Source organism: Streptococcus toyakuensis (assembly GCF_024346585.1).
Taxonomy (GTDB): Bacteria; Bacillota; Bacilli; order Lactobacillales; family Streptococcaceae; genus Streptococcus; species Streptococcus toyakuensis.
This window is the reverse complement of sequence record NZ_AP024523.1, coordinates 1,874,233-1,891,953: the sequence shown is the minus strand read 5'-3', so window position 1 is coordinate 1,891,953 and position 17,721 is coordinate 1,874,233. Positions and strand designations below refer to the sequence as shown.

Sequence of the window (17,721 nt, the reverse complement as noted above, 5' to 3'; positions counted from 1 at the left end):
GACAATTTAACAGGAGAAAATAAACATGTCACGTATTGGTAATAAAGTTATCGTGTTGCCTGCTGGTGTTGAAATCACTAACAATGACAACGTTGTAACTGTAAAAGGACCTAAAGGAGAACTTACTCGTGAGTTCTCAAAAGATATTGAAATCCGTGTGGAAGGTACTGAAGTAACTCTTCACCGTCCAAACGATTCAAAAGAAATGAAAACTATTCACGGAACTACTCGTGCCCTTTTGAACAACATGGTTGTTGGTGTATCAGAAGGATTCAAGAAAGAACTTGAAATGCGCGGGGTTGGTTACCGTGCACAACTTCAAGGATCTAAACTTGTTTTGGCTGTTGGTAAATCTCATCCAGACGAAGTTGAAGCTCCAGAAGGAATTACTTTTGAACTTCCAAACCCAACAACAATCGTTGTTAGCGGAATTTCAAAAGAAGTAGTTGGACAAACAGCTGCTTACGTACGTAGCCTTCGTTCACCAGAACCATATAAAGGTAAAGGTATCCGTTACGTTGGTGAATTCGTTCGCCGTAAAGAAGGTAAAACAGGTAAATAATGTTGAGTGGTTGAGTCTCAACCACCAACCTATTTTCCAACTTTGTGCATAGCACACGATTTAAAACTAAAGAGGTGAAAACTGTGATTTCAAAACCAGATAAAAACAAACTCCGCCAAAAACGCCACCGTCGCGTTCGCGGAAAACTCTCTGGAACTGCTGATCGCCCACGTTTGAACGTATTCCGTTCTAATACAGGCATCTACGCTCAAGTGATTGATGACGTAGCGGGTGTAACGCTCGCAAGTGCTTCAACTCTTGACAAAGAAGTTTCAAAAGGAACTAAAACTGAACAAGCCGTTGCTGTCGGTAAACTCGTTGCAGAACGTGCAAACGCTAAAGGTATTTCAGAAGTGGTGTTCGACCGCGGTGGATATCTATATCACGGACGTGTGAAAGCTTTGGCTGATGCAGCTCGTGAAAACGGATTGAAATTCTAATAGGAGGACACTAGAAAATGGCATTTAAAGACAATGCAGTTGAATTAGAAGAACGCGTAGTTGCTGTCAACCGTGTTACAAAAGTTGTTAAAGGTGGACGTCGTCTTCGTTTCGCAGCTCTTGTTGTTGTTGGTGACCACAACGGTCGCGTAGGATTTGGTACTGGTAAAGCTCAAGAAGTTCCAGAAGCAATCCGTAAAGCAGTAGATGATGCTAAGAAAAACTTGATCGAAGTTCCTATGGTTGGAACAACAATCCCACACGAAGTTCTTTCAGAATTCGGTGGAGCTAAAGTATTGTTGAAACCTGCTGTAGAAGGTTCTGGAGTTGCCGCTGGTGGTGCAGTTCGTGCCGTTGTGGAATTGGCAGGTGTGGCAGATATTACATCTAAATCACTTGGTTCTAACACTCCAATCAACATTGTTCGTGCAACTGTTGAAGGTTTGAAACAATTGAAACGCGCTGAAGAAGTTGCTGCCCTTCGTGGTATTTCAGTTTCTGATTTGGCATAAGAAAGGGGATAAAATGGCTCAAATTAAAATTACTTTGACTAAGTCTCCAATCGGACGCATTCCATCACAACGTAAAACTGTTGTAGCACTTGGACTTGGCAAATTGAACAGCTCTGTTATTAAAGAAGATAACGCTGCTATCCGTGGTATGATCACTGCAGTATCTCACTTGGTAACAGTTGAAGAAGTAAACTAATGAATTTTTAGGGGATGTGCACTATACCATCCCCTAAAACTAGATATAGTCATCTATGATGACGTCGTATAGGCGAGTTGATGGGGGAGACAACCTTTTCTCCCTTATCGGCGCTAGCATTTTACAAAAGAGGAGAAAATAAAAATGAAACTTCATGAATTGAAACCTGCAGAAGGTTCTCGTAAAGTACGTAACCGCGTTGGTCGTGGTACTTCATCAGGTAACGGTAAAACATCTGGTCGTGGTCAAAAAGGTCAAAAAGCTCGTAGCGGTGGCGGAGTTCGCCTTGGTTTTGAAGGTGGACAAACTCCATTGTTCCGTCGTCTTCCAAAACGTGGATTCACTAACATCAACGCTAAAGAATACGCAATTGTAAACCTTGACCAATTGAACGTCTTTGAAGACGGTGCAGAAGTAACTCCAGTTGTACTTATCGAAGCAGGAATTGTGAAAGCTGAAAAATCAGGAGTTAAAATTCTTGGTAACGGTGAGTTGACTAAGAAATTGACTGTGAAAGCAGCTAAATTCTCTAAATCAGCTGAGGAAGCTATCACTGCTAAAGGTGGTTCTGTAGAAGTCATCTAAGAGAGGTGACCCATGTTTTTTAAATTACTAAAAGAAGCGCTCAAGGTTAAACAAGTTCGATCAAAAATTCTCTTTACGATTTTTATCATTCTTGTTTTCCGTATTGGGACAAGTATCACTGTTCCAGGTGTGAATGCAAAAAGTTTGGAAGCTCTCAGTGGTTTATCTTTCTTGAACATGCTTAGTCTTGTTTCAGGGAATGCCATGAAGAACTTCTCCGTTTTTGCACTCGGAGTAAGTCCGTATATCACTGCTTCCATCGTTGTTCAATTGCTACAAATGGATATTTTACCGAAGTTTGTAGAATGGGGCAAACAAGGGGAAGTAGGACGGAGAAAACTAAACCAGGCTACTCGTTACATTGCACTTGTGCTTGCATTTGTTCAATCTATCGGGATTACAGCAGGATTTAATACTCTATCTGGGGCGAAATTATTAACGACAGCTTTAACTCCACAAGTCTTTGTTACCATTGGTATTATCCTCACAGCAGGTAGTATGATTGTAACTTGGCTCGGGGAACAAATTACAGATAAGGGATACGGAAATGGTGTTTCTATGATCATCTTTGCAGGTATTGTTGCTTCAATTCCTGAGATGATTAAAGGCATCTATGTTGACTACTTCGTCAATATTCCAAGTAGCCGTTTGACTTCATCTATTATCTTTGTCGTTATTTTGATTATCGCTGTCTTGTTGATTGTATACTTTACAACCTTTGTTCAACAGGCAGAATATAAAATTCCAATCCAATATACAAAAGTTGCTCAAGGAGCCCCATCAAGCTCATACCTTCCATTGAAGGTAAACCCAGCGGGGGTTATCCCAGTTATCTTTGCAAGTTCCATCACAGCAGCACCTGCAGCCATTCTTCAATTTTTGAGTGCTACAGGTCATGATTGGGCTTGGGTACGTACAGCACAGGAAATGTTATCTACAACATCTCCGACAGGTGTTGCTATGTATGCCTTGTTAATCATTCTCTTTACATTCTTCTATACATTTGTACAGATCAATCCAGAGAAAGCAGCAGAAAACTTGCAAAAGAGTGGAGCCTACATTCATGGTGTCCGTCCTGGTAAGGGTACTGAAGAGTTCATGTCGAAACTTCTTCGTCGCCTTGCGACTGTCGGATCAATCTTCCTTGGTGTGATTTCAATCTTGCCGATTGTGGCAAAAGATGTCTTTGGTCTTTCAGAAGCTGTTGCTTTTGGGGGAACGAGTCTTTTGATCATTATCTCAACCGGTATCGAAGGAATCAAACAACTTGAAGGTTACCTATTGAAACGTAAGTATGTTGGTTTCATGGACAAAACAGAATAAAAGCAAAATTACTTTTGCTTAGAGAGTGGAGTATGAAGGTCTATCTATCAGAGAGATTTTCGTCTCCCCTCTTCTATTTTGTTTTTAAATAGGGGTTGAATGAGATTTCTGCTTCTATTTAAATACAAAATAAGGAGATCCTATCATGAATCTTTTGATTATGGGCTTACCTGGAGCAGGTAAGGGAACGCAAGCAGCTAAAATTGTGGAGCAATTCCACGTGGCACACATTTCAACTGGAGATATGTTCCGTGCTGCTATGGCAAATCAAACTGAAATGGGTGTACTTGCGAAGTCATATATTGACAAAGGTGAGTTGGTTCCAGATGAAGTTACAAATGGAATTGTTAAAGAACGCCTTTCACAGGACGACATCAAGGAAACAGGTTTCTTGTTGGATGGTTACCCACGTACGATTGAACAAGCTCATGCCTTGGACAAAACGTTGGCGGAACTCGGTATCGAACTGGAAGGTGTGATCAATATCGAAGTGAACCCAGATTGTCTCTTGGAACGTTTGAGTGGCCGTATCATCCACCGCGAAACAGGTGAAACCTTCCACAAAGTTTTCAACCCACCAGTTGACTATAAAGAGGAAGATTACTACCAACGTGAAGATGATAAACCTGAGACAGTGAAGCGTCGTTTGGATGTGAATATTGCACAAGGTGAACCAATCATTGCTCACTACCGTGCCAAAGGATTAGTCCACGATATCGAAGGAAATCAAGATATCAATGATGTGTTCAAAGACATCGAAAAAGTATTGACAAATTTGAAATAAAGCGTTTTTCACACTTGCAAAAAATCGCTACAAATGTTATACTGAGATAGTCTGACTTATAATTGTTGTCTCTGTTTTCAGAGGCATCGAATCGAAATTTATGGAGGTGCTTTTGCGTGGCAAAAGACGATGTGATTGAAGTTGAAGGCAAAGTAGTTGATACAATGCCTAACGCAATGTTTACGGTTGAACTTGAAAATGGACATCAGATTTTAGCAACAGTTTCTGGTAAAATTCGTAAAAACTATATTCGTATTTTAGCGGGAGATCGTGTTACTGTCGAGATGAGTCCATATGACTTGACACGTGGACGTATCACTTACCGCTTTAAATAATCGAAAAACTTGGAGGGATAAGAAATGAAAGTAAGACCATCGGTCAAACCAATTTGCGAATACTGTAAAGTAATTCGTCGTAATGGTCGTGTTATGGTAATTTGCCCAGCAAATCCAAAACACAAACAACGTCAAGGATAAGATAGAAAGGAGAAAACATGGCTCGTATTGCTGGAGTTGACATTCCAAATGACAAACGCGTAGTAATCTCATTGACTTACGTTTATGGTATCGGACTTGCAACATCTAAGAAAATTTTGGCTGCTGCTGGAATCTCAGAAGATGTTCGTGTACGTGACCTTACATCAGATCAAGAAGATGCTATCCGTCGTGAAGTGGATGCAATCAAAGTTGAAGGTGACCTTCGTCGTGAAGTAAACTTGAACATCAAACGTTTGATGGAAATCGGTTCATACCGTGGTATTCGTCACCGTCGTGGACTTCCTGTCCGTGGACAAAACACTAAAAACAACGCTCGCACTCGTAAAGGTAAAGCTGTTGCGATTGCTGGTAAGAAAAAATAATATAGGAGGTAAAAGTCTTGGCTAAACCAACACGTAAACGTCGTGTGAAAAAGAATATCGAATCTGGTATTGCTCATATTCACGCTACATTTAATAACACTATTGTTATGATTACTGATGTGCATGGTAATGCAATTGCTTGGTCATCAGCTGGTGCTCTTGGTTTCAAAGGTTCTCGTAAATCTACACCATTCGCTGCTCAAATGGCTTCTGAAGCTGCTGCTAAATCTGCACAAGAACACGGTCTTAAATCAGTTGAAGTTACTGTAAAAGGTCCAGGTTCTGGTCGTGAGTCAGCTATTCGTGCGCTTGCTGCCGCTGGTCTTGAAGTAACAGCAATTCGTGATGTGACTCCAGTGCCACACAATGGTGCTCGTCCTCCAAAACGTCGCCGTGTATAATCATCGCATTACACTGCTTTTCGTTTAAGAGGGAGTAACTAAATGATTGAGTTTGAAAAACCAAATATAACAAAAATTGATGAAAATAAAGATTATGGCAAGTTTGTAATCGAACCACTTGAACGTGGCTACGGTACAACTCTTGGTAACTCTCTTCGTCGTGTACTACTAGCTTCTCTACCAGGAGTAGCAGTGACATCTATCAACATTGAAGGTGTCTTGCATGAGTTCGACACAGTTCCAGGTGTTCGTGAAGACGTGATGCAAATCATTCTGAACATTAAAGGGATTGCAGTGAAATCATACGTTGAAGACGAAAAAATCATTGAACTTGACGTTGAAGGTCCTGCTGAAATTACAGCTGGAGACATTTTGACAGATAGCGATATTGAAATTGTAAATCCAGATCATTATCTCTTTACAATCGGTGAAGGTTCTTCTCTAAAAGCGACAATGACTGTTAACAGTGGTCGTGGATATGTACCTGCTGATGAAAACAAAAAAGATAATGCACCAGTTGGAACACTTGCTGTAGATTCTATTTATACACCAGTTACAAAAGTCAACTATCAAGTAGAGCCTGCTCGTGTAGGTAGCAATGATGGATTTGACAAATTAACCCTTGAAATCTTGACAAATGGAACAATTATTCCAGAAGATGCTTTAGGGCTTTCAGCACGTATTTTGACAGAACATCTTGATTTGTTTACAAATCTTACTGAGATTGCTAAGTCAACTGAAGTGATGAAAGAAGCTGATACTGAATCTGACGACCGTATTTTGGATCGTACGATTGAGGAACTGGACTTGTCTGTGCGTTCATACAACTGTTTGAAACGTGCCGGTATCAATACTGTGCATGATTTGACAGAAAAATCTGAAGCAGAGATGATGAAAGTACGAAATCTTGGACGCAAGAGTTTGGAAGAAGTGAAACTCAAACTCATTGATTTGGGTCTTGGATTAAAAGATAAATAAAGGAGGAATAAATGGCTTACCGTAAACTAGGACGCACTAGCTCACAACGTAAAGCAATGCTTCGCGATTTGACAACTGACCTTTTGATCAACGAATCAATCGTGACAACTGAAGCTCGTGCTAAAGAAATCCGTAAAACTGTTGAAAAAATGATTACTCTAGGTAAACGTGGTGATTTGCATGCACGTCGTCAAGCAGCTGCTTTCGTACGTAATGAAATCGCATCTGAAAACTATGATGAAGCAACTGATAAGTACACTTCTACTACAGCACTTCAAAAATTGTTCTCAGAAATTGCACCTCGTTATGCTGAACGTAACGGTGGATACACTCGTATCCTTAAAACTGAACCACGTCGTGGTGATGCAGCGCCAATGGCGATCATCGAATTAGTATAAAATCATCAATTTTGTTGAGTGTTATGATGATGGAGTCTTGTGCTCTTAGTCTAGCTCTGGTCTACCGCTAGGATTTCGGTCCTAGCGGGAACACTCATCATAAGTTGGGATAGTAGACGCTTGTTTACGAAATTGTTTTTTGCTTAAGAACAACTTCGTAAGCAGGCGTTTTTGAGTATTTTTGTTAGAATTATGCTATACTATTTGAAAAGAATCCTGTTTAATGTTCAGGTTTCCTATTAAAAGAAGAATTGGAGTTTGCTTATGAAAGCGATTATAACTGTTGTTGGTAAAGATAAATCTGGAATTGTTGCAGGTGTTTCTGGTAAAATTGCAGAATTGGGTTTGAATATTGATGATATCTCTCAAACTGTCTTGGATGAATATTTCACGATGATGGCTGTCGTCTCTAGTGATGAAAAGCAAGATTTCACTTATCTTCGTAATGAATTTGAAGCTTTTGGACAAACTTTGAACGTGAAAATTAATATTCAGAGTGCAGCGATTTTCGAAGCTATGTATAATATCTAGGAGGTGCACATGGATATTAGACAAGTTACTGAAACCATTGCCATGATTGAGGAGCAAAACTTCGATATCAGAACCATTACCATGGGAATTTCTCTTTTGGACTGTATCGATCCAGATATCAATCGTGCTGCGGAGAAAATTTATCAAAAGATTACGACTAAGGCAGCAAATTTAGTAGCTGTTGGTGATGAAATTGCAGCGGAGTTGGGAATTCCAATCGTTAATAAGCGTGTATCGGTAACTCCTATTTCTCTGATTGGGGCGGCGACAGATGCAACAGACTATGTGGTTCTGGCAAAAGCGCTTGATAAGGCTGCGAAAGAGATTGGTGTGGATTTTATCGGTGGTTTTTCTGCCTTGGTACAAAAGGGTTATCAAAAGGGAGATGAGATTCTCATCAATTCTATTCCTCGCGCTTTGGCTGAAACGGACAAGGTCTGCTCGTCAGTCAATATCGGCTCAACCAAGTCTGGTATTAATATGACGGCTGTAGCAGATATGGGACGTATTATCAAGGAAACGGCTACTTCATCTGATATGGGTGCAGCTAAGTTGGTTGTATTCGCTAATGCTGTTGAGGACAATCCGTTTATGGCAGGTGCCTTCCACGGTGTTGGAGAAGCTGATGTTATCATCAATGTCGGGGTTTCTGGTCCTGGTGTGGTGAAGCGTGCCTTGGAAAAAGTTCGTGGAGAGAGTTTTGATGTAGTAGCCGAAACGGTCAAGAAAACTGCCTTTAAAATCACTCGTATTGGTCAATTGGTTGGTCAAATGGCCAGCGAGAGATTGGGTGTGGAGTTTGGTATTGTAGACTTGAGCTTGGCGCCAACCCCTGCGGTTGGAGACTCTGTGGCACGTGTCCTTGAGGAAATGGGACTAGAAACAGTTGGAACGCATGGAACGACGGCTGCCTTAGCTCTCTTGAATGACCAGGTTAAGAAGGGCGGAGTGATGGCCTGGAACCAAGTCGGTGGTTTGTCTGGTGCCTTTATCCCCGTCTCTGAGGATGAGGGGATGATTGCTGCAGTGCAAAATGGCTCTCTAAATTTAGAAAAACTAGAAGCCATGACGGCTATCTGTTCTGTCGGTTTGGATATGATTGCCATCCCAGAAGATACGCCTGCTGAAACCATTGCGGCCATGATTGCAGATGAAGCTGCAATTGGTGTTATTAACATGAAAACAACGGCTGTTCGTATCATTCCAAAAGGAAAAGAAGGCGATATGATTGAGTTTGGTGGCCTATTAGGAACTGCGCCTGTTATGAAAGTCAATGGGGCTTCGTCTGTCGATTTCATCTCTCGCGGAGGACAAATCCCAGCACCAATTCATAGTTTTAAAAATTAAGAAAATAAGAGAAATTTTAAGTTCTATTTAAGGTTGGATGTGTATACTATAATCATTAAATAAAGACCTCCTAATATTATTTGAAACAGATAACACTGATTTAGTTTGAATTTGATTTTCATCTAATATCTTTATTTAATAGAACTCCTAAACTTTTTCATAATAATCTCCTGCAAAAGTCGCCTGTATGGGTGGCTTTTGTTTTATCATCCATGATATAATAGAAGCAAACGGAGGACGGAAAATGGTAAAAGTACGATTGTATTTGGTACGTCATGGCAAGACCATGTTTAACACGATTGGTCGCGCGCAAGGTTGGAGCGATACTCCCTTAACAGCTGAAGGTGAACGAGGGATTCAAGAATTAGGAATCGGTTTGCGAGAGTCTGGTCTGCAGTTTGAGCGAGCTTATTCAAGTGATTCTGGTCGTACCATTCAGACTATGGGAATCATCCTTGACGAACTTGGCTTGCAGGGAAAAATCCCTTATCGCATGGACAAGCGTATTAGAGAATGGTGTTTTGGTAGCTTTGACGGAGCTTATGATGGTGATCTTTTCATGGGCATTATTCCTCGTATCTTTAATGTGGACCATGTTCATCAATTGTCTTATGCTGAACTGGCTGAGGGTTTGGTAGAGGTCGATACAGCTGGTTGGGCTGAAGGCTGGGAAAAACTCAGTGGCCGAATCAAGGAAGGTTTTGAAGCGATTGCCAAAGAAATGGAAGAACAAGGTGGGGGCAATGCCCTTGTCGTCAGCCACGGAATGACCATTGGAACCATTGTTTATTTGATTAATGGCATGCATCCGCATGGTCTAGATAATGGTAGCGTGACGATCCTTGAATATGAGGACGGCCAGTTTAGCGTAGAAGTTGTCGGCGACCGTAGTTACCGAGAACTAGGACGTGAGAAGATGGAAGAAGCCTCTATTTAATCAGTCTAGACTTGCTTGTTATGAACTAGGGATTTGATAAGAATATCAAGATAAGAAAAAACAGCCGAGGGTAATCCTTTCGGCTGTTTTTGATGGGGGAAACTAAAGTGTAATGCTGTTGCTTTTAGAGATTTTCATAAACAAGAGCAAGGAACCTACTGTTAGAACAGTCAGGATAGTTGACAAGGCTGCGGCTACACCGTAATTCCCTCTGAGAACCTCTGTATAAATGGCTACAGTCATTGTTCTTGTTTTGACATTGTAGAGGAGGATAGAAGTAGAGAGTTCTGAAATCATTGTGACCCAAGATAGGATGGCTCCAGAAATAATACCAGATAGCATCATTGGAGTTGTAATCTTGGCAAAGGTATTGAGACGACTACTTCCTAAGCTTTCAGCGGCTTCTTCAATACTTGGTGCTATTTGTTGCAAGCTAGCAACAGATGAGCGAATAGTATACGGTAATCTTCTGACAGATAGGGACATAATTAAGATGAAAGCTGTCCCTGTAATCATAAGAAATCCACTTCCAAATAGACCGGTATTGAAGGAAGAAATGAAGGCAATCCCTAGAACAGTTCCGGGTACAATATAAGGGACCATACTGAGGCTGTCAATTAAGTTTGTAAACAAATTCCGTTTTCTAACGGCTAGGTAGGAGATAAATGTTGCGAATAGTACAACTAGAACTAAGGCAATCAAAGGGATACGAATGGTATTGAAAATAGCAGATCCCATACGATTGAAAGCTACCTTGTAACTGTTTAGAGAATAACCTTTGACAAATACCATACCTGATGTTTTTAGGAAAGAAGTATAAATCAAGTAGACTTGAGGTAGAACAGAGAACAAGATAATTCCGTAGACTGTTGCATAAATGGCAGCCATTTTTCCTTTTGTAGTTTTTTTAGGCTCAATTGGATGGAGCGAATTCATGCTGAAACTGTAGCGGTTTGAGATGTATTTTTGGATAAGGAAAATCGCCAAGGCAATGATAATCGCCATAATTGCTAAAGCAGATGCAAAAGCAGAATTTCCTCCAACCTCGCTAATAAATTGGGTATAAATCAAGACTGGGAAAGTCCGATATCCTTCACCAATTAACATCGGTGTTCCAAAGTCTGAGAATGCTCTCATAAATACAAGTAGGGCAGCTGCTAGTAAGGTTGGAACTAGGAGAGGTAAAACAACCGTTACGATACGCTTAAATCCGAAGGACCCCATGCTTTCAGCTGCTTCAAGTAGAGAATTGTCAATACTTTTCATTGTCCCAGCAACGTATAGAAATACCAGTGGAAATAGTTGTAGTGTAAAGACAAGTACAATTCCTTTGAATCCATAAATATCAATAGCTGGAAGATGAAGAGTATTTGTCATGAATTTTGTGATGACCCCATTTCGTCCCAGCAAGAGAATCCAGGAGTAGGCTCCCACGAAAGGAGCTGACATGGAAGCAATGATAATCAATATTTGTAGAAATTTCTTTCCCTTGAAGTCATACATGGAAAAAAGATAAGCTAATAGGGTTCCTACAACTAAGGAAGTGACAGTAGCGGTAATGGAAACCTTGAAACTGTTGACAAGTGTCTCAGAGTAGTAGGCTTTACTAAAGAAAGTGACAAAATTAGCTAGTGAGAATTGTCCTTCATGTATGAGTGCTTGCTTGAGCACGGTAACGATAGGATAAACGAGAAAGACAAGATAGGTAAGAAAGATGAAGAAAGAGGAGGCTGTCCAAATATTTAGTTTTTTACGTTCCATGGTTGACTCCTTTTATCAGGTTTTGGGAACCATCTGCAGAAAAGACGTTTAATTTTTGAGTATTGATTCGTAGACGAATACGATCGCCTTTTTGTAGATCTTCTTCAAAAGTTGATTCTTCGCTAACTTGAATTTTTGAGGCAAATCCTGTCTCGATGAAATACTCCGTATTTAGTCCAAGATAGACGCTATCGCTAATCGTTCCTTCAATATCTCCAGATTCATCTTTGATAAACTCTTCAGGACGAATGCTTACATGAATAGCTTGCTCCTCAGCCTGATCAAGAGCTGGCATTCGAAGGGCATAGCCATCTGAAAAGACGATATAAGCGCCGTCGCTCCGTTTTTCTAGATTGGCAGGGATAATATTTGTGCGTCCGATAAAGGTTGCTACAAACTCATTAGCTGGTTTATGATAGAGTTCTTTTGGTCGGCCGATTTGTTGGATAACCCCATCTTTCATAACAGCAATTTGGTCTGAAATAGCCATAGCTTCTTCTTGGTCGTGGGTCACATAAACAGTTGTAATTCCCACTTCGTGTTGGATTTCTCGAATGGCTTGACGCATATCCAAGCGAAGTTTGGCATCCAGATTACTAAGGGGCTCGTCCATGAGGAGAACACTTGGATTAACTGCTAAGGCACGTGCCAAGGCGACACGTTGTTGTTGTCCACCACTGAGTTTATCAGGTTTTCGATCCGCATATTGAGCAATTTGCATGAGTTCAAGATACTTGTTGGTCTGTTGAATCAATTCTTCTTTTGGAACCTTCTTTTGCTTAAGACCAAAAGCAACATTGTCTCGGACAGTCAAATGTGGGAAAATAGCGTAGTTTTGGAAAACCATCCCGATATTGCGTTTGCTGGGTTCCATATTATTGATTTTTGTATCATCGAAGTAAAATTCTCCGCCTTCGATACTGTTGAATCCTGCAATCATACGAAGAAGAGTCGTTTTTCCACATCCTGAAGGTCCAAGAAGGGTAAAGAGACTTCCTTTTGGAATCGTAATGTTCAAATTCTCAATAACAGGGACATCGTGGTAGATTTTTTTGGCGTTAATAATTTTGATCTCACTCATAGTGAACCTCTTTTACTGTTTAGATTGGATATCTGTAAATACTTCGTTGTATTTTTTAACGATATCTGATTTATTCTTGATGACATAATCATAATCTTCAGTGAGTGTTTTGATTTTGTCAATTGGTTTCATATTTTCGCTTGTTTTAGCATTTTTACGAACAGGACGGTTAGTAGTGGTTGTACCAAGTGTATCTTGTACTTCTTGAGAGATGATGAAATCGATAAATTTCTTGGCATTTTCCATGTTTTTAGCTTTTTTAACGATAGCAGCACTAGCAGGTAGGAAGACTGTCCCTTCTTTTGGATAGACTACCTTGATGTTAGCTCCGTCATTTAAGAGTTTAACTGCTGGATCTTCGTAAGAGAGACCAACAGCCATTTCTCCATCAGCTACTGCTTTATAGACACCAGATGAGCTTGAACCGATTTTACCATCAATAAGTGTGAAGAGATCTTTTACATAAGACCAAGCTTTATCATCTTTGTAGCCACCTTGAGCTTGTAGCATGTTTGTTAATTGGGCAAAGGCACTAGAAGAGTTTGCTGGGTCAGCAGTTGCGATTTTTCCTTTTAATTCAGGTTTAAGAAGGTCGCTATATCCTTCGATATTCATGCCTTTAGTTAAATCAGGATTGACGATTAAAACACTACCATCTAATGTGTAAGGAGTAGAGTAGCCAGTTGTGTTTTGATATTCTTTGATAACATTATCATTTTCTTTTGAAGTATAGTTTTCAAAGAGTTCTCCGTGGGTAGCATATTGTGTATAAGAACCACCAAAGATGACATCGGCTACAGGAGCTTCTTTTTCAGACTCTAGTTTTTTGAAAAGTTCTCCAGTACCAGCTTGAATCAGTTCTACTTTGATACCATATTTTTCTTCAAAGGCAGGAATAGTTGCTCCAATTAAGCCCTCTGAGTTTGGTGAATAAACGACTAGCGAACCACCGTCTCCTTTATCAGATGAACTGTCATCGGCAGATTCATTAGAAGAACAAGCAGCAAGACCAAAAAGAGCTAGTCCGCAAGCGGCATAATACATCCATTTCTTTTTCATGATGGATACCTCCGTTATGTTATTTAAGTTTATTTTAAAATAATGTAAGCGTTTTTAAAACTGATAATTCTATTCTATTAGAGTAAAATTCTCTACAAAAATGGAAGTAATCTTTTTGATTTTATAGTAGGGTTCGACAATTAATAATTGAAAAGTCAAATTTTATTTTTTAGATTGGATATCTGTAAAAATATCATTGTACTTTTTAAGAATAGTGGATTTGTTCTTGATGACATAATCTGAATCTTCAGTAGCAACATTGATTTCTGTCATAGCCTTCATATTTCTATTGGTTTTAGCATTTTTACGAATAGGTCTGATTGTTGTTTCAGTTCCTAGCTTATCTTGGATTTCTTGAGAAAGGAGGAAATCGATAAATTTCTTAGCATTGTCCATGTGTTTGGCGTTTTTGACGATAGCAGCGTTACCAGGTAAAAAGACGGTACCTTCTTTTGGATAAATAACTTTTACATCAACTCCGTCGTTTAAGAGTTTTAAGGCAGGATCTTCATAGGTGAGTCCCACAGCCATTTCTCCATCGGCGACAGCTTTGTAAACATTTGAAGAGCTAGATGCAATCTTTCCATCTACTAGGGTAAATAGATTTTTCACATAGGTCCAAGCTTGTTCATTTTCGTATCCACCTTGGTCGACAAGCATGTTTGTTAATTGAGCAAAGGCACTAGAAGCATTACTTGGATCAGCAGTAGCGATTTTTCCTTTTAATTTAGGATTGAGTAGATCATTGTAGCCTTCGATTTTAATATCTTTTGTAAGAGCTGAATTGGCAATGATAACACTGACATCCAGTGTATAAGGTGTGTAGAATCCTGTTTTATTTTGATATTCAGGGATTATCTGGTCGTTTTCTTGAGAAATATAAGGTTCAAAAAGTTTTTCGTTAGAAGAGAAGAGGGCATAGGAGCCTCCGAAAATGACATCAGCTACTGGGGATTCTTTTTCGGCCTCAGCTTTTTTGAACAATTCACCAGTGCTGGCTTGTACTAAATCAACCTTAATACCATATTTTTCTTCGAAGGCTGGGATTGTTTCTTCGATAAGGTCTTCGGGGTTAGGTGAGTAAATAACCAAAGTGTTATTCGAATCTGTTTCAGTGTTAGTTTCCGCTCCTATAGCTGAAGAACATCCTGATAAAGTAAGTAATATCCAACCACAAGAGAGAAAGAATAGTAGTTTTTTCATAAGAGTCTCCTTTTTTACGAACATTTTTACTCCACAACTTTTATAATGTTTATAATTTGTAGAGTCCTATAGAATATAATAAAAACCTTAAAGAAACCTAAAATAGAAAATAGGAATTAAGCTCCTAGAGTAAGGATGCGTGAACTGTGAATAGGATTTTGATGGTAGGTATAAAATAAAAAGATTGCTACAATAGAGTTGAGCAATCCTTTTACATCAATGATTTTTATCCATAAGTTTTAATTCTTTTGGAGAAATATGGAGATACTTTTTAAAGACTTTGGCAAAGTATTTATAGTCTGAAAATCCAACTTGGTCAGAGATATCGCTTAAGGGGGCATTGGGGGACTCGGCCATTTTATCTATAGCTTGTTTCAGGCGGTAGCGTAAGATATATTCGTTTAGTGTCATGGGGAAGTCTTCTTTGATAACCTTATATAGATAACTTTCACTATATCCCAGCGATTCTGCTAGCTTACTAATAGTAAAATGTTCTGCATAGTGGTTGTGGACAAAGGAAATAATTTGCTGAATGATTTGATTTTGTGTATCAACTTGTTGGATAGAAGAGAGTAAAGTTTGATATTCTTCTAAAAAAGGAGTTTCTTGATAGGTGCTAACTTGTAATCGCAAAACAATGTTTTGAAGACATTCTGTCAATTCCTTTGTGTCAATTGGTTTGGATAAGAAATCAACTGCCCCATATTGCATGGCTTTTTTTGCATTTTGAAAATCGTTATAACCAGATAAGATAACTTTTTCATAGGAAAGGGTACGAGTGGCTTCGAACATCATAAAAGCATCCATAATTGGCATTGTGATGTCTGTTAAGACAATATGAGGTTCTTTTTCTTGGATGAGTTTCATTCCCTCTTGACCGTGACTGGCAGTTCCTACAACTTGGATGCCTAAGGCAGAGTAGTCTACGGCAATCTCTAGCCATTTTCGAATGAGGTGTTCATCTTCTACGATAATGAGCTTAAACATGAGTTAGTCCTTTCGTTACAAATTTGACCCAAGTTTCTCCTTGACGATTGACTCCTAAATCTAGCTGAACATCAGGAAAGAAATTGCTCAATCGTTTGTAGCTGTTAACAATGCCATGCTGGGTATGAGGGCTATCTAAAGAGTCTAAAATAGCGAGTCGCTCTTGCTTTGTGAGTCCTCCAGCATTATCCTTGACCAAAAAAGTCAGAGAATCTGCTTCCAAGGTAATTTGGATATCAATATGAAGATCAATACGGTATTGCATCCCATATTTTATAGCATTTTCTACAAGAGGAAGCAAGAAAAGTTTAGGGATAGGCTGATTATCGACACTTTCTGGACAAACAATTTCATAGGAAAAGTGCTCGAAACGAATCTTGTGAATAATAAGGTAGTCCTCTATAATCTTTAAATCCTGACAAATGCTTGTTTCTTTTTCTAAATCGGTGATACTGTAGCGAAGAATGCGCGTGAGTTTTTGAATCAGGTCTTGTGTGAGACTTGCATCCATTAAAGAAGTGATTTTAATCGTTTCAAGTGTATTGTAGAGAAAATGAGGATTGAACTGAGCTTCCAGCATTTTTCTTTCAAAAATCCACTTTTCTTTTTCGATGGTCAACATTTTCTGATGAAGCTGATCTAATTCATACAACATATTATTAATTTTTTCGGCCATAAACTCAAACTCATCACCTGTTTGTAGATAAAGCATTTTTTCTGCTTGTTTGGGAATTTCTTGAAGTTGGTAAACTAAACTTTCAATAGGAACAGCGTTGTGTGTAGCAATCTTATGAGCAATTCGTCTTGCTTGCCAGAAGTAGAGGAAGAATATACATAAGGTGAGAATGGAGGCTAGGCCGAGTAGGCTAGGAATAGGAAAGAAGGATTGAAAAGTATAGATTGAAAAAATAGCACCGACTTTTTCTTTTTGAACAATAAGCGGTTCATTCGCATACCAGTGGGTGCGAGAGTGTAGGAGTTTCTCATCAAATTTTTCAAGAGTGGAACGAGTAAATTGATTTGTATTGTTGGAAAACATATTTCCAAAGCTATCGGTAATGATGTATTTAGAATTTATCATTGGGAAACTTGAGATGAAATCATTCTCATTTACGAAAGCAATAGTATAGGCTTTAACTCGTTGGTTTTGAAGTAGTGGTTTGATAAAGAGTGTGTAGTGTTGCTTGTCTGAAGAGAGCGCAATTTTTTCTGTAACTTTATCTTGAGAAGGATTTTGGATGAGCAGTTTTAGATAGTAGGGTGATAAAATACTTTCTTGATGATTTCGATTAGTGCTAAATAGTAATTCACCTGTATCATTTAGGATAATGAGGTCAGAACTAAGTTTTAATTTAGCTTTTGTCTCGTAAAATAAGCTAAAGACTTCTCGCTCTGTGTGTTTGCCGTCCAAAAATCCAGGAATCATTTTATAGTTCATAGTGGTCAGGAGCTCATTATTTGCATCTTTCATCTCTTGAACTTGTTTGACAATCTGTCTCGTGTCTTTGGAGAGTTGTTGCTTTTGTAAAAAATAGGAAAAACCAAAAAGTAAAATGAGTAGTAAAAGAGAGGTCACAAAGGCTGCGATAGAGCTTCTATGGAGAATTTCTTTTTGGAGAGATTTTTTAAAGGAATGAGACATCTGCTACCTCCTTGGAAGGTTTTTTCTGCTATAAGTATAGCAGTTTAAAAATTCTAGAGCAAGGTAAAATAGAAAAGTATAGAATAGAACGAGACCAAATTCCCTCAAAAATGGTATAATAGTAACATCACAAAA

The 17,721-nt window shown here is 39.1% G+C and carries 22 protein-coding genes; 16 read left to right on the top strand and 6 right to left on the bottom strand.

Annotation, left to right across the window (positions count from 1 at the left end; genetic code table 11):
* The first annotated feature begins 25 nt into the window (after nucleotides 1–25).
* From rplF to STYK_RS09335, 16 genes are all read left to right on the top strand, one after another.
* On the top strand, nucleotides 26–562 hold the full coding sequence (gene rplF / locus STYK_RS09410) for a 50S ribosomal protein L6 (protein WP_000086626.1): 537 nt from the start codon (nucleotides 26–28) through the stop codon (nucleotides 560–562).
* Nucleotides 563–645: 83 nt separating this feature from the next.
* On the top strand, nucleotides 646–1,002 hold the full coding sequence (rplR, locus tag STYK_RS09405; RefSeq protein WP_000624044.1) for a 50S ribosomal protein L18: 357 nt from the start codon (nucleotides 646–648) through the stop codon (nucleotides 1,000–1,002).
* A gap of 17 nt (nucleotides 1,003–1,019) precedes the next feature.
* Complete coding sequence (gene rpsE / locus STYK_RS09400) at nucleotides 1,020–1,514, top strand: 30S ribosomal protein S5 (RefSeq protein WP_000874202.1); 495 nt, start codon at nucleotides 1,020–1,022, stop codon at nucleotides 1,512–1,514.
* 13 nt (nucleotides 1,515–1,527) lie between these two features.
* Nucleotides 1,528–1,710 carry a 50S ribosomal protein L30 gene (gene rpmD, locus STYK_RS09395; RefSeq protein WP_000057241.1) on the top strand — a complete coding sequence of 61 codons (183 nt, stop codon included), beginning with the start codon at nucleotides 1,528–1,530 and terminating at the stop codon, nucleotides 1,708–1,710.
* A 144-nt stretch (nucleotides 1,711–1,854) separates the two neighbouring features.
* Nucleotides 1,855–2,295 (top strand): 50S ribosomal protein L15, encoded by a 441-nt coding sequence (gene rplO / locus STYK_RS09390; RefSeq protein ID WP_000766089.1) that lies wholly within the window; start codon nucleotides 1,855–1,857, stop codon nucleotides 2,293–2,295.
* Between the two features lie 12 nt (nucleotides 2,296–2,307).
* Complete coding sequence (gene secY / locus STYK_RS09385) at nucleotides 2,308–3,618, top strand: preprotein translocase subunit SecY (protein ID WP_000465385.1); 1,311 nt, start codon at nucleotides 2,308–2,310, stop codon at nucleotides 3,616–3,618.
* Nucleotides 3,619–3,763: 145 nt separating this feature from the next.
* Nucleotides 3,764–4,402, top strand: a complete 639-nt coding sequence (locus STYK_RS09380; protein WP_001050433.1) for an adenylate kinase — start codon at nucleotides 3,764–3,766, stop codon at nucleotides 4,400–4,402.
* A 116-nt stretch (nucleotides 4,403–4,518) separates the two neighbouring features.
* Nucleotides 4,519–4,737: a translation initiation factor IF-1 gene (gene infA, locus STYK_RS09375; protein WP_001029883.1), complete on the top strand. Its 219-nt coding sequence runs from the start codon at nucleotides 4,519–4,521 to the stop codon at nucleotides 4,735–4,737.
* 24 nt (nucleotides 4,738–4,761) lie between these two features.
* Nucleotides 4,762–4,878: a 50S ribosomal protein L36 gene (rpmJ, locus tag STYK_RS09370; protein WP_001808836.1), complete on the top strand. Its 117-nt coding sequence runs from the start codon at nucleotides 4,762–4,764 to the stop codon at nucleotides 4,876–4,878.
* A 17-nt stretch (nucleotides 4,879–4,895) separates the two neighbouring features.
* Nucleotides 4,896–5,261: a 30S ribosomal protein S13 gene (rpsM, locus tag STYK_RS09365; RefSeq protein WP_000090781.1), complete on the top strand. Its 366-nt coding sequence runs from the start codon at nucleotides 4,896–4,898 to the stop codon at nucleotides 5,259–5,261.
* Between the two features lie 17 nt (nucleotides 5,262–5,278).
* Nucleotides 5,279–5,662 (top strand): 30S ribosomal protein S11, encoded by a 384-nt coding sequence (gene rpsK, locus STYK_RS09360; RefSeq protein ID WP_001118385.1) that lies wholly within the window; start codon nucleotides 5,279–5,281, stop codon nucleotides 5,660–5,662.
* Between the two features lie 42 nt (nucleotides 5,663–5,704).
* On the top strand, nucleotides 5,705–6,640 hold the full coding sequence (locus STYK_RS09355) for a DNA-directed RNA polymerase subunit alpha (RefSeq protein WP_132972743.1): 936 nt from the start codon (nucleotides 5,705–5,707) through the stop codon (nucleotides 6,638–6,640).
* Between the two features lie 11 nt (nucleotides 6,641–6,651).
* Nucleotides 6,652–7,038 (top strand): 50S ribosomal protein L17, encoded by a 387-nt coding sequence (gene rplQ, locus STYK_RS09350; RefSeq protein WP_000331493.1) that lies wholly within the window; start codon nucleotides 6,652–6,654, stop codon nucleotides 7,036–7,038.
* A gap of 264 nt (nucleotides 7,039–7,302) precedes the next feature.
* Nucleotides 7,303–7,569, top strand: a complete 267-nt coding sequence (locus STYK_RS09345; RefSeq protein WP_000644124.1) for an ACT domain-containing protein — start codon at nucleotides 7,303–7,305, stop codon at nucleotides 7,567–7,569.
* A 9-nt stretch (nucleotides 7,570–7,578) separates the two neighbouring features.
* Nucleotides 7,579–8,916, top strand: a complete 1,338-nt coding sequence (locus tag STYK_RS09340; protein WP_261009593.1) for a PFL family protein — start codon at nucleotides 7,579–7,581, stop codon at nucleotides 8,914–8,916.
* Nucleotides 8,917–9,160: 244 nt separating this feature from the next.
* Complete coding sequence (locus STYK_RS09335; RefSeq protein ID WP_000241548.1) at nucleotides 9,161–9,853, top strand: histidine phosphatase family protein; 693 nt, start codon at nucleotides 9,161–9,163, stop codon at nucleotides 9,851–9,853.
* Between the two features lie 102 nt (nucleotides 9,854–9,955).
* On the opposite strand, the gene STYK_RS09330 is transcribed toward STYK_RS09335, so the two are convergent.
* The 6 genes from STYK_RS09330 to STYK_RS09305 form a co-directional block, all read right to left on the bottom strand.
* On the bottom strand, nucleotides 9,956–11,614 hold the full coding sequence (locus STYK_RS09330) for an ABC transporter permease (protein WP_000440018.1): 1,659 nt from the start codon (nucleotides 11,612–11,614) through the stop codon (nucleotides 9,956–9,958).
* Nucleotides 11,604–12,695, bottom strand: a complete 1,092-nt coding sequence (locus STYK_RS09325; RefSeq protein WP_001289693.1) for an ABC transporter ATP-binding protein — start codon at nucleotides 12,693–12,695, stop codon at nucleotides 11,604–11,606. The genes STYK_RS09330 and STYK_RS09325 overlap by 11 nt, the downstream gene beginning before the upstream one ends.
* A 12-nt stretch (nucleotides 12,696–12,707) precedes the next feature.
* Nucleotides 12,708–13,754, bottom strand: coding sequence for an ABC transporter substrate-binding protein (locus STYK_RS09320; protein WP_049531814.1), 1,047 nt, complete (start codon nucleotides 13,752–13,754; stop codon nucleotides 12,708–12,710).
* A gap of 162 nt (nucleotides 13,755–13,916) precedes the next feature.
* Entirely contained in the window at nucleotides 13,917–14,957 is a 1,041-nt protein-coding gene (locus STYK_RS09315) for an ABC transporter substrate-binding protein (RefSeq protein WP_153198994.1), read from the bottom strand.
* Between the two features lie 216 nt (nucleotides 14,958–15,173).
* Complete coding sequence (locus tag STYK_RS09310; RefSeq protein WP_218764697.1) at nucleotides 15,174–15,944, bottom strand: response regulator transcription factor; 771 nt, start codon at nucleotides 15,942–15,944, stop codon at nucleotides 15,174–15,176.
* Complete coding sequence (locus STYK_RS09305; protein ID WP_261804941.1) at nucleotides 15,937–17,586, bottom strand: sensor histidine kinase; 1,650 nt, start codon at nucleotides 17,584–17,586, stop codon at nucleotides 15,937–15,939. The genes STYK_RS09310 and STYK_RS09305 overlap by 8 nt, the downstream gene beginning before the upstream one ends.
* Nucleotides 17,587–17,721 lie beyond the last annotated feature (135 nt).

Bases quoted from the DNA above. Each gene is read 5' to 3' on its own strand.
- rplF (WP_000086626.1), top strand. From the start codon at position 26: ATGTCACGTATTGGTAATAAAGTTATCGTGTTGCCTGCTGGTGTTGAA.
- rpsE (WP_000874202.1), top strand. From the start codon at position 1,020: ATGGCATTTAAAGACAATGCAGTTGAATTAGAAGAACGCGTAGTTGCT.
- rpmD (WP_000057241.1), top strand. From the start codon at position 1,528: ATGGCTCAAATTAAAATTACTTTGACTAAGTCTCCAATCGGACGCATT.
- rplO (WP_000766089.1), top strand. From the start codon at position 1,855: ATGAAACTTCATGAATTGAAACCTGCAGAAGGTTCTCGTAAAGTACGT.
- secY (WP_000465385.1), top strand. From the start codon at position 2,308: ATGTTTTTTAAATTACTAAAAGAAGCGCTCAAGGTTAAACAAGTTCGA.
- STYK_RS09380 (WP_001050433.1), top strand. From the start codon at position 3,764: ATGAATCTTTTGATTATGGGCTTACCTGGAGCAGGTAAGGGAACGCAA.
- rpmJ (WP_001808836.1), top strand. From the start codon at position 4,762: ATGAAAGTAAGACCATCGGTCAAACCAATTTGCGAATACTGTAAAGTA.
- rpsM (WP_000090781.1), top strand. From the start codon at position 4,896: ATGGCTCGTATTGCTGGAGTTGACATTCCAAATGACAAACGCGTAGTA.
- STYK_RS09355 (WP_132972743.1), top strand. From the start codon at position 5,705: ATGATTGAGTTTGAAAAACCAAATATAACAAAAATTGATGAAAATAAA.
- rplQ (WP_000331493.1), top strand. From the start codon at position 6,652: ATGGCTTACCGTAAACTAGGACGCACTAGCTCACAACGTAAAGCAATG.
- STYK_RS09345 (WP_000644124.1), top strand. From the start codon at position 7,303: ATGAAAGCGATTATAACTGTTGTTGGTAAAGATAAATCTGGAATTGTT.
- STYK_RS09340 (WP_261009593.1), top strand. From the start codon at position 7,579: ATGGATATTAGACAAGTTACTGAAACCATTGCCATGATTGAGGAGCAA.
- STYK_RS09335 (WP_000241548.1), top strand. From the start codon at position 9,161: ATGGTAAAAGTACGATTGTATTTGGTACGTCATGGCAAGACCATGTTT.
- STYK_RS09330 (WP_000440018.1), bottom strand. From the start codon at position 11,614: ATGGAACGTAAAAAACTAAATATTTGGACAGCCTCCTCTTTCTTCATC.
- STYK_RS09325 (WP_001289693.1), bottom strand. From the start codon at position 12,695: ATGAGTGAGATCAAAATTATTAACGCCAAAAAAATCTACCACGATGTC.
- STYK_RS09320 (WP_049531814.1), bottom strand. From the start codon at position 13,754: ATGAAAAAGAAATGGATGTATTATGCCGCTTGCGGACTAGCTCTTTTT.
- STYK_RS09315 (WP_153198994.1), bottom strand. From the start codon at position 14,957: ATGAAAAAACTACTATTCTTTCTCTCTTGTGGTTGGATATTACTTACT.
- STYK_RS09310 (WP_218764697.1), bottom strand. From the start codon at position 15,944: ATGTTTAAGCTCATTATCGTAGAAGATGAACACCTCATTCGAAAATGG.
- STYK_RS09305 (WP_261804941.1), bottom strand. From the start codon at position 17,586: ATGTCTCATTCCTTTAAAAAATCTCTCCAAAAAGAAATTCTCCATAGA.